Origin of the sequence: Actinoallomurus acaciae (assembly GCF_042429965.1) — a bacterium.
Classification (GTDB): domain Bacteria; phylum Actinomycetota; class Actinomycetes; order Streptosporangiales; family Streptosporangiaceae; genus Actinoallomurus; species Actinoallomurus acaciae.
This window is the reverse complement of record NZ_JBHLZP010000433.1, coordinates 1-6,859: the sequence shown is the minus strand read 5'-3', so window position 1 is coordinate 6,859 and position 6,859 is coordinate 1. Positions and strand designations below refer to the sequence as shown.

The 6,859-nt window shown below is 71.2% G+C and carries 8 protein-coding genes; 1 reads left to right on the top strand and 7 read right to left on the bottom strand.

From position 1 onward, the window contains the following. The coding region (locus tag ACFFNX_RS37465; protein WP_378210788.1) for a lysylphosphatidylglycerol synthase transmembrane domain-containing protein at positions 1-1,429 on the top strand (1,429 nt) is incomplete at its 5' end. A gap of 19 nt (positions 1,430-1,448) precedes the next feature. Here the strand turns inward: ACFFNX_RS37465 and ACFFNX_RS37460 are convergent. The 7 genes from ACFFNX_RS37460 to ACFFNX_RS37430 all read right to left on the bottom strand — a co-directional run. Then, on the bottom strand, positions 1,449-2,042 hold the full coding sequence (locus ACFFNX_RS37460; protein ID WP_446678547.1) for a MerR family transcriptional regulator: 594 nt from the start codon (positions 2,040-2,042) through the stop codon (positions 1,449-1,451). A gap of 865 nt (positions 2,043-2,907) precedes the next feature. After that, the gene (locus ACFFNX_RS37455; RefSeq protein ID WP_285576096.1) at positions 2,908-3,378 is read right to left on the bottom strand and encodes a bifunctional nuclease family protein; all 471 of its coding nucleotides are present in this window, start codon (positions 3,376-3,378) and stop codon (positions 2,908-2,910) included. A gap of 280 nt (positions 3,379-3,658) precedes the next feature. Next, complete coding sequence (ftsR, locus tag ACFFNX_RS37450; protein ID WP_378210786.1) at positions 3,659-4,369, bottom strand: transcriptional regulator FtsR; 711 nt, start codon at positions 4,367-4,369, stop codon at positions 3,659-3,661. Between the two features lie 82 nt (positions 4,370-4,451). After that, positions 4,452-5,003 (bottom strand): FHA domain-containing protein, encoded by a 552-nt coding sequence (locus tag ACFFNX_RS37445; RefSeq protein WP_378210784.1) that lies wholly within the window; start codon positions 5,001-5,003, stop codon positions 4,452-4,454. 324 nt (positions 5,004-5,327) lie between these two features. Then, a complete protein-coding gene (locus ACFFNX_RS37440) occupies positions 5,328-6,053 on the bottom strand; it encodes a DUF881 domain-containing protein (RefSeq protein WP_378210783.1) in 726 nt (241 codons plus the stop codon). After that, positions 6,050-6,382, bottom strand: a complete 333-nt coding sequence (locus tag ACFFNX_RS37435) for a small basic family protein (RefSeq protein ID WP_285576105.1) — start codon at positions 6,380-6,382, stop codon at positions 6,050-6,052. Before ACFFNX_RS37435 ends, ACFFNX_RS37440 begins: the two co-directional genes overlap by 4 nt. Continuing rightward, on the bottom strand, positions 6,379-6,859 hold a 481-nt coding region (locus ACFFNX_RS37430; RefSeq protein WP_378210782.1), incomplete at its 5' end, for a DUF881 domain-containing protein. The genes ACFFNX_RS37435 and ACFFNX_RS37430, both read right to left, overlap by 4 nt.

The following is a 6,859-nucleotide window of genomic DNA, read 5'->3' as shown; positions in this document are numbered from 1 at the left end:
GCTGGCCACCTCGGAGGTGGGCAGCGAGGCGGCGCTGCTGGCGTACGAGCACGTGCCCGGGCGCACGCTCGCGGAACTGCCCGACGAGGAGCTGACCGACGCGCTGCTCGCCGACGTCTGGCGGCTGCTCGCCCTGCTCCAACGGCACCGGCTCGCACACCGCCGGCTGGTCGCCGCGAGCGTTCTCATCGCCCCGGACGGCCGCCCCCACCTCACCGACCTGCGCACCGGCGAGACGGCGGCCGGTGACCTGGCGCTGCGGATCGACCTGGCCCAGCTGCTCACCGACGTGGCCCTGCGCGTCGGTCCGGAGCGCGCGGTCCGTACGGCGGCGGCGGTGCTCGGGCCCGAGTCCCTCGCCGCCGCGGTTCCGCTGCTGCAGAAGGTCGTGCTCGCCCGGAGCACACGGACGGCCCTGCGCCAGGACAAGCGGTCGCTCAGCGCGCTGCGGGAACAGATCCGCGTCCTGCGCCCGGAGATCGTCGCCGAGCCCGCGCAGCTCGACCGGTTCAGCCCCCGCATGCTGATCAGCGTGATCGCCGGGATGGTCGGCGCGTACATCCTGCTGTCCCAGCTCGGCAACGTCGACGTGCCGGGACTGCTCTCGAACGCGGACTGGCGCTGGTTCGGCGTCGGGCTCGCGGCGTCGGCGCTCAGCTATCTCGCGGCGGCGTTCATGCTGCTCGGCTTCGTGCCGGAGCGGCTGCGGCTGGGGCGTACGGTGCTGGTCCAGCTCGCCGCCTCGTTCATCAAGCTGGTGGCGCCCGCGGCGGTCGGCGGCATCGCGGTGAACACCCGCTACCTGCAGAAGTCCGGTGTGCCGGCCGGGCAGGCGGCCGCCAGCGTCGGCGCCTCCCAGCTCACCGGGATGGGCTGCCACGTGCTGCTGATCCTGCTGTTCGGATACGTCACGGGCAGCGGCGACACCGGCCCCTCGCTGCCACCCTCACGGATGATCATCATCGCGCTGCTGGGGGCGGCCGTCCTGGCGATCGTCGTCTTCTCGATCGGGCCGCTGCGCCGCCTCATCACGTCCCGGACGCGGTCGCTGTTCTCCGGGGTCGTGCCGCGGCTCCTGGACGTCCTGCAGTCCCCGAAGAAGATCGCCACGGGCATGGGCGGCACGCTGCTGCTCACCGTGGCGTTCGTGGTCTGCCTGGACGCCTCGATCCGGGCGTTCGGCGGGTCGATGGGTCTCACGACGGTCGCCGTGGTGTTCCTGACGGGCAACGCGCTGGGCTCGGCGGCGCCGACACCGGGCGGTCTGGGCGCGGTGGAGGGCGCCCTGTCGCTGGGCCTGACGCTGGCCGGCCTGCCGGCGGGTACGGCGACGTCCGCCGTGCTGATGTTCCGGCTGCTGACCTTCTGGCTGCCGGTGCTGCCCGGCTGGGCCGCCTTCACCCATCTCCAGCGCTCCGAGGCGATCTGAGGCGCCTCGGGGGCCGGAGTCAGCCCGTACGGCGGGCGCGGCGGCGGTGCGCCAGCTCGTCACCCGGCGTGTCGTGGTCGCTGTGGGCGCGTTCGGCGGGGAGCTCGGCCAGACCGGCCTCCACCTCCTGCCAGACCCGTCCCAGCGCGATGCCGAAGACTCCTTGGCCGCCCTGGAGGAGATCGACGACCTCGTCGGGTGAGGTGCACTCGTAGACGCTCACGCCGTCGCTCATCAACGTGATCTGCGCGAGGTCCTCCACGCCGCGGTTCCGCAGGTGCTCGACGGCCGTGCGTATCTGCTGCAGTGACACCCCCGTGTCGAGCAGCCGCTTGACGACCTTGAGCACCAGGATGTCGCGGAAACTGTAGAGGCGCTGCGAACCGGACCCGTGCGCGGACCGCACGCTCGGCTGCACGAGCTCCGTGCGGGCCCAGTAGTCGAGCTGGCGATAGGTGATGCCGGCTGCGGCACATGCGGTCGGACCGCGATATCCGACGTCGTCGGGAAGGGGCGACACCGCACCACCGAACAGGAGTCCCTGTTCTCCGGCGCGTTGAGAGGCATCACGCCTGTCGCGGGCCGCCTTGCCCTCGCCGCTGCTTGCCGCCACGCGGACCTCCGGCTCTATCATCCCGCAGTGATCCACCAAGGGGGTTTGACGGAATTACACCGCAGGTGTTCAAGCAGCACGGTAGGTCGCGGCCAGACGAGGGTCAACGTTCACCCTCGGCGCGTCGCACGCGACTGCAAACCGTTACGACGTCTCCAAATCGCCGCAGTCGCCGTCTTCGGGGCATCTGCCCACGTACTACCGGCCTTGGTGACGAGGCTATGCCCCCGGACCACGGAAGGGAAACCCTCCGACCTCGGCGCTTTCCACGGCCATGACCAGGACCGATCCCAGGTCAGACGAGGAGCCGCACCTCGACGGGGAACCCGGCATGAGCGGAGGAACGGAACGCGGAGGGAGAAGGCACACACAAGCGGAAAGATCGCGCTTGAGCGGAGATCTCGTGCGAGGCGGAAGAAGCTTTGCGTGAGCGGATGAGCCGCGCGTAAACGGTGGGGCACTCGTAAGCGAACGAGCCGATCGTTGCCGGATAAGCCAGATGTAGGCGAATAGACCAGGACGAATAGCCAGGCGTGAACAGAACGAGCCAGGCGTAAGCGATCGGACCGACCATGGGCGGAACGAGCGGAGGGAGCGGTCCCGCATGAGTGGTGCGTGAGCGAAGGGGCCACGCGCCGGACCCCGAGTCACCCACAGGCACAGGAACGCCTTCCCTCGGCGGACCCCACCCCGGGACAATGAGAGTGGGATGGCTCCCCTGGATGCTCCTGTGTTCGTCAAGGGGGTGGGGCTGGTCGGCTGCCGGGTGCAGGCTCGCGGCGGGGCGTGGCAGTGGTGGCGGGTCCACGCGTCGGCCCGGCCATCTCATCGTCCGCGAAGGGCGGACGCATAACGCGGGGGCGGGTCAGGTGGCGCGGCCGAAGTCCTCCGGCGAGATCGTGTCGAGGAACTCGCGGAACTTCTCGACCTCGTCCTCCTGCTCGTCCGGGATCGCGACGCCGGCCTCCTCCAGCACGTCCTCGCTGGCGAAGATCGACGCGCCGGTGCGGAGGGCCAGGGCGATCGAGTCCGAGGGGCGGGCGCTGACCTCGACTCCGTTGGAGAAGACCAGGTCGGCGAAGAAGATGCCCTCCCGCAGGGCGGTGATGTTCACGGTGCGAAGCTGGACCTCGAAGGCGTCCAGAACGTCACGGAACAGATCATGAGTGAGCGGACGCGCGGGCAGCACACCCTGCTGGGCGAAGGCGATCGCGGTGGCCTCCACCGCTCCGATCCAGATGGGCAGGTAACGGTCCCCGTCCGTCTCCTTCAGCAGCACGATGGGCTGGTTGGAGGGCATCTCGACCCGTACGCCGACGACCTCCATCTGCTTCACTGCGGCTCCCTGCTGAAGACGGCTTACCCGAAACCCTTTAGCCCAACGTACACCCCGGCCGGGCCGCGCCGGAGCGCCGCAGACGGCCGGATCCGCCCGGTTCACCGGGCGTACGAGGCTGATCGAGGCGCCGCGCGCCCGGCCGAACGCCCGGCGAACAGCGTCATGATCTTCGTCGTGGCGCGCGGACTTCGGGCGTGCCGTCACGAACGGGCACGGATCAGTCACTAGAAGTCACCGATCCGGACTTTTCATGATCAGCGGCGCGCGCGGCGGGGCCTCAGGGTTCGAGGGTGGCCCGCAGCCCGGCGGAGACGAGGGCCGCGTGCAGCTTCAGCGAGAGCGACGCGATCTCCTTCGCGGTCTCCGCGGCGCGTGCGTGGGCGCCCGGGCTGCGCTGGCGCATCGTCGGGGCGACGGCCGCCTCGATCAGGCCGACCTCGCGGTCCGCCGCCGCCTTGACCGCCCGCAGGTGGCGCGGCTCGAAGCCGAAGGAGCGCAGCGCCGCGGCCGCGCGCGCGACCGTCAGGGCGTCGCCGTCGTACTGGCCGCCGACCCGGCTGAGGAGCCCGAACTCCTCCAGCTCGCCGAGCACCTCGGGATCGACCCCGGTGGCGTCGAGGAGCTGCCGGCGCGTGAGCCGTACGTCGCCGGTGTCCTCGTGGACGCTGTCGGTGGCGACGAGGCCGCGGGGCGTGCGGCGGCGTTCGCCCAGCGGCGGCGGGTTCTGCCCGCGGTCGACCGCGTCCAGGTGTTCCTTGATGACCCGCAGCGGCAGATAGTGGTCGCGCTGCGCGGCCAGGATGAACCGCAGCCGTTCGGCGTCGGCCGGGGCGAACTTGCGGTAGCCGGACGGGCTGCGCTCGGGCTCGATCAGCCCCTCCGCCTCGAGAAAACGGATCTTCGAGACGGTGATGTCGGGGAACTCCGCCGCCAGGAGTCCCAGCACCTCGCCGATCGTCATGGACGCGCGTGCGGCCGAACCGCTCATGCGCGCCCCCGCGGCGGGCGAGGCTCAACGAACCCGGTGACGCGGCCCTCGTACGCCCCGGGCGGCCAGACCTCCAGCGCCCTCACAGCCCGCCTGGAGGCCGCCCGTCGGCGGCGTGATGCGGGTTGGTGAGGAACACCAGCCGGAACTTGCCGATCTGAACCTCGTCCCCGCCGGACAGCCCCGCCTCGTCGATCCGCTCGCGGTTGACGTAGGTGCCGTTGAGGCTGCCCACGTCGCGTACGGAGAACTGGGCGCCGCGACGGTAGAACTCGGCGTGCCGGCGAGACACCGTCACGTCGTCGAGAAAGATGTCGCTGTCGGGGTGACGGCCCGCGGTGGTGCTGTCGCTGTCGAGGAGGAACCGGCTCCCGGCGTTCGGCCCCCGCTTGACGACCAGCAGCGCGGTGTTCGGCGGGAGGGCCTCGACGCCGGCGTGGTCGGCGGGGACCTCGTCGCCGGCGTCGCCCACCTCGGCGTCGACGGCGCCCAGCGATATCGTCGACGTGGAGTCGTTCGGCTCGCCCATCACCGGCGGCGGCCCACTCCGGGTCAGCGGTGTTCCGCACTGCGAGCAGAAGCGTGCGTCATCCGGATTGGCGTGACCACACTGCGTGCAGTAGACGCTCGGCATTTATCGGCTCGGCCTCCTACCTAGGGCCTCGAGTGTGCCAGTGGCACCGTACGGCGTGGAGGAGGAGCGCTCGGCACCGTACGTCTGCTCGGTCCCCAGCACACCATCCCCCTCCGAGCGCCGTCGGCGATGACGCCCGTTTCGTCCCTCACCCGCCACGACGACGGTTGCCGCAACCTACGCGGCAATGCCCGAGGGGTCAACCACGACAGGCGTCGTCCGTCCTCAAGCTACCGTCGGTAGTGATCGCCGGTCCATGCCGCCGCGCCGGGGGAAGAACCAGGCGTACCCCTCGCTACCCCAAGTAGTGGATAACGACACCGCCTAGGGTGATCTTACCGCCTGAACGGTGATTTTCTCACGCTGTGCGACCACGCCGTCGGCCCCGCTGTTGTGGAGGGTCCGCAGGACGCCCCCGGGGATGTTCATCGCCGTGGCGAGCGTGTGCGGATCGCCGATGGCGAGGAACCGGTACGGCGGCGTGAGCAGGTGCCCGTCGGCCATCACCCCACCTCCGGACGAATCGGTGAAGTAGGTGCTCACGCCCACGCGCACGTCGCCGACCTGGACGACCTCGGCGCCCGCGTCGCGCAGCTCCTCCAGCGTGTCGAGAAGGGAGGCGGCGCGCACCCGGCCCTGCGGGTCGTTGATGGTCAACTCGATCCCGGGGCCGGTGGCGGGCAGCGTGCCGGCGAGGATGCCGTACGTCGTGGCGCGGCGGCGGGCGTCCTCGAGCGCGGCCTGCCCCTGGCCGTCGTGTTCGAGCCCGGACTTGGTGGCGTCCAGGTCACGGATGTCGGAGCGCAGCCGGTCCGAACGCTGGGACAGGTCGCCGAGGATGCCGACGAGCTCGTCCTGCCGCGCGGTGGCGAACTTGGTGTCCTTGTCGTTGGAGCGCACCTGGGCGGCGACGGCGAAGCCGAGCACCGCGCACAGCACGGCGACGATGGCCTGTCCCCGGTTGAGGCGCGGGCGCAGCAGCCCCTTCCGCGCACCCGGGACCCCCTCTTCGCCGGAAGAGGCCTCGGGCTCGCCGGTTCGCTCGCTCATGCCTGGAAGAGCTTGCGCCGGATCGCGGCGACGTTGGAGAAGATGCGGATGCCGAGGACGACCACGACGCCCGTGGACAGCTGCGAGCCCACGCCGAGCTGGTCGCCGAAGAAGACGATGAGCGCCGCGATGATCGTGTTGCTGAGGAACGACACGACGAACACCTTGTCGTCGAAGACGCCGTCGAGCCGGGCCCGCAGGCCGCCGAACATGGCGTCGAGCGCGGCCACGATGGCGATCGGCAGGTAGGGCTGCAGCCACAGCGGCACCCCGGGGTGGAAGACGAAGCCGAGCACGACTCCGGCCGCGAGGCCGATGAGGGCGATCACTTGGGGGTCTCCTCCGGCTGGGCGTAGCGGAGCTGCGGGGCGGGCGCCGCGGGGAGTCGCACGTCGTCCTCCTGGCGGATGTCGAAGCGGATGCCGAACGTGGCCTCGAGGGTACGGAAGGCGCGGCCCGCCGGGGAACCGGCGAAGGCCTTGCCCAGGCCGTCGTCGCCGAGGGCGGTCACGACGTACGGGGGCGAGAGCGGCCGGTAGTCGACCAGGATGGCGTCGCCGGCGGAGCGGATCGCGGTCGTGGCGGTCATCCGCTGGCCGTTGATGGCGACCGCCGTCGCACCGGCCGCCCAGAGCCCGTTGACGAGCCGCTGCAGGTCCTGGTCGTAGATGCGGCCGTCCTGCTGGGCGCTCGCGCCCCGCGCGGTGTGGGAGTCATCCACCGTGACGACCGCGGCCGAACCGGTGACGGGCGCCGCCGCGGCCTCGTCGGCGGCGCGCTCGAACGCCTGCCGGGCGCTCTGGCCG

Bases quoted from the DNA above. Each gene is read 5' to 3' on its own strand.
- ftsR (WP_378210786.1), bottom strand. From the start codon at position 4,369: ATGAGCGGTTCGGCCGCACGCGCGTCCATGACGATCGGCGAGGTGCTG.
- ACFFNX_RS37445 (WP_378210784.1), bottom strand. From the start codon at position 5,003: ATGCCGAGCGTCTACTGCACGCAGTGTGGTCACGCCAATCCGGATGAC.
- ACFFNX_RS37440 (WP_378210783.1), bottom strand. From the start codon at position 6,053: ATGAGCGAGCGAACCGGCGAGCCCGAGGCCTCTTCCGGCGAAGAGGGG.